Genomic DNA, 3,107 nt, shown 5'->3' with positions numbered 1-3,107 from the left:
GAAATCTCTTCACGTTTCTGGCCCCGCATCTGAACAGACGTTAACAGCCAGGCGGGATATCACTTCAATGTCAATGTATACCGATGCTAACGGGCCTATGAATAGCCTGCATGCGGCTGCCGATCAAAGCCGAGCGTGGCTCTGCGACGTCGCGGCGCCGCTATGGGCAACCCGTGGCCGCACCGTGTCCGGGCTGTTCGCCGAACGAATCGCTTTGAACGGCCAGCCAGATGCGTCCTATTTCCGCACCTTCGTACAGGCACGACACATCTTCTCGTTCTGCGCCATTGGCGCGATGGGCTGGGGCGGCCCCTGGGAGGCGCTGGTTGGGCAAACGGTCGATCTTCTCATCCAACGGGCACGGCGCGGGGACGGGTTTTTCGTACATCGGCTGGACGTTCAGGGCAATCCGCTCGACGGCCGTGCTGACTTGTACGATCAGGCCTTCGTGCTTTTCGCTTTGGGTGCCGCAGGAGCGGCGCTGGGCCGAGAATACTACTTCGACGTCGCCGAAGATCTGCTGTCGGTAATCGAACGCAGCTGGAGTCATCCGGCGGGCGGGTTCACCGAAGGCGAGATCGTCGATGCGCGCGTTCGCCGCCAGAATCCGCACATGCATCTGTTCGAGGCCGCACAGGCACTGGCCGAGGCGAGCAAGCGCGAGCGGTTCGGCGCGCTTGCCCGCACGATTGGCGCCCTTGCCCGCGATCGCTTCCTTGACCGAGAAACGGGCGCGCTGCTCGAATATTTCGATGACCGCTTAACCCCTGCCGTCGGCGACGAGGGGAGAATTGCCGAACCCGGCCATTGTTTCGAATGGGCGTGGCTCTTTGAACGGCTCGCGAAAGCCGGTTGGACCGACGGAGTCGCCATTTCCGATCTCTTGACAGGTTTTGCGCGGCGGACCGGTATCGATTTCGCGCGTGGCGTTGCCATCAACGAGGTCTTCAGCGACGGTACCGTGCGAAATCCTGACGCACGCCTCTGGCCCCAAACCGAGCGGATAAAGGCCGCTGTTTCGCGGTTCAACCGACTGGAGACGATCGACGAAGCGAATGAAGCGGTGGCGGCGGTACGCGGCCTCAGCCAATATTTCGACGTGGCAATTCCTGGGCTCTGGCGGGACAAGCTAAAGGAGGATGGCAGCTGGATCGACGAGCTCGCGCCGGGTAGTTCCCTATATCACATCTCTTGCGCCTTTTTCGAATTGCAGGGGGTGAAGGCACGTGCAGAGGCCTGACGCCTGGCAGCGTCGCCTTTCAGATATTGTAGCGCTCGGAGCGGTCGTTTTGCCTAGACGAGCCTCTGGACGACGAGCCCCCGCCCCCCAGCGTATAGAATTCGGACGCGGGACGCTCGTTCGATCTTGGTCGATTTGCTTCCATGGGCAAGCCGATCCGATAGGGGGGAGCGCATCGTTGGCCTGCTTCGCTCCCTTCGGAGCGATGACGTACCGCCCCCTCAACTGCTCCCGCAGGTTCCGCATTTCCACCATTGCAGCTGGACACCTCGAAAAACTCTGGTCTTTGAGGGGCGGATTTGATTCACTTCGCCAGCGATGCGTCGGAGGCGGCGATGTCAGGTGGGCACCTCCATTTACCTCTCGCCAAATTGGCGCAGTGATGATTCACTGTCGGCGGTCAGCGGGAGCGGACGATGCGGCAGGCTGGGCTTTTCGGATTATCGGACCACATGAAGCGCCTTTCAGCGGACGGCGATCCGCTGGAGGTGCTGGCGCGGATCGTGGACTTTGAAGCGTTTCGGCCGACGCTGGTAGCTGCACTGGGCTATTCCGACGGTACCAAGGGTGGTCGTCCGCCCTACGATCCGGTGGTGATGCTGAAGGTGCTGGTGCTGGCGGCGCAGAACAACGTGGCCGACGGGCGAATGGAATGGCTGATCCGGGATCGGCTGAGCTGGCTGCGCTTCCTGGGCTTCGATCTTGGCGCAGCGACGCCGGATGCGAACACGATCCGCATGTTCCGCGAGCGGCTGACTGCGGTCGGCGCGCTCGATACGCTGTTTGCCGATTTCGACCGCCAGTTGAAGGCGCGGGGCTATCTGCCGATGGGCGAAGCCTGCCAAGGTTCCGGCGATGCGAAGCATCGTTGGAATGCAGGCGCAGGGGGTCAGATTGTCGATGCAACGCTGGTCGCCGCGCCCAAACAACGCAACACCGAGGCCGAGAAGGCCGCGGTAAAGGCGGGCCGGAGCGCCGCCGAGATCTGGCTGGACGAGCCCGCCAAGGCACGCCAGAAGGATGTCGATGCCCGCTGGACGCTGAAATTCGCCAAGGCGCGGCCCACCGCCGATGGCAAGCCGCAGCCGGATATCGCGATCCCAAGCTTCGGGTATAAAAGCAGCATCTCGATATGCCGGACCTTCGGCTTCATTCGTAAGGGCCAGGTCACCGATGGCGCGCGCTACGACGGGCGCATGCTGCGCGACGTGGTGACCAGCGACAACACCGCATCGGACGTCTGGGCCGATACCGCCTATCGCAGCCAGAGCAATGAGCGTTGGCTGAAGGCCCAGGGCCGCGTCAGCCGCATCCACCGCAGAAAGCCCAAGGGCAGGCCGATGCCCGCTCATGTTCGCCGCGGCAACACCACCAAGTCGAAGATCCGGGCCCGCGTCGAGCATGTGTTCGCGCATCAGAAGGCCGTCATGGGCCTGTTCATCCGCACCATCGGCATCGAACGGGCCAAGGCCAAGATCACGCTCGCCAACCTGGCCTTCAACATCCACCGCCTGATCTTCCACGAGCGTCGCGCCGCAATAGGATAATTGCGTCCGCGCTCTACGGAAACCGCTAAAATCCCGGCAAACCCAGCGCCAAACCCCTGGGCCACCCAAAGCGCCACCTCGAATCCTCAATACGATCGCATCAGCGGGTAAATGGAGGCGCCCACTTGCCGGCCCGCTGCATCGTCCATGCCGACCGCGCCTATGACACCAACCGCATCCGGGACCTCATCGAGCAACAGGGTGCCGTTCCCAGCATCCCGCCCAAGGCCAATCGACGCTGGAAAAGCTGGACACCTCGAAAAACGTGCTGACTTTTTGCATGGAGGCGTGCTGGGTCCGCGGCGGTTCAGCCCGCCCCG

Annotated in this window: 2 protein-coding genes and 1 pseudogene; all 3 read left to right on the top strand. The window is 62.6% G+C overall.

Going from position 1 to position 3,107, the window contains the following annotated elements; all coding sequences use genetic code 11:
- The coding region (locus Q0072_RS07585) for an AGE family epimerase/isomerase (RefSeq protein WP_298327970.1) at nt 1–1,240 on the top strand (1,240 nt) is incomplete at its 5' end.
- A 416-nt stretch (nt 1,241–1,656) separates the two neighbouring features.
- A complete protein-coding gene (locus Q0072_RS07580) occupies nt 1,657–2,787 on the top strand; it encodes an IS5 family transposase (RefSeq protein ID WP_298327967.1) in 1,131 nt (376 codons plus the stop codon).
- A 125-nt stretch (nt 2,788–2,912) separates the two neighbouring features.
- Nucleotides 2,913–3,035, top strand: a pseudogene (locus tag Q0072_RS07575) (IS5/IS1182 family transposase); the annotation flags it as partial.
- Nucleotides 3,036–3,107 lie beyond the last annotated feature (72 nt).

It is taken from the genome of Asticcacaulis sp., from assembly GCF_027484505.1.
Taxonomy (GTDB): Bacteria; Pseudomonadota; Alphaproteobacteria; order Caulobacterales; family Caulobacteraceae; genus Asticcacaulis.
The sequence above is the reverse complement of the archived record's forward strand: the minus strand, read 5'-3'. Positions and strand labels throughout refer to the sequence as shown.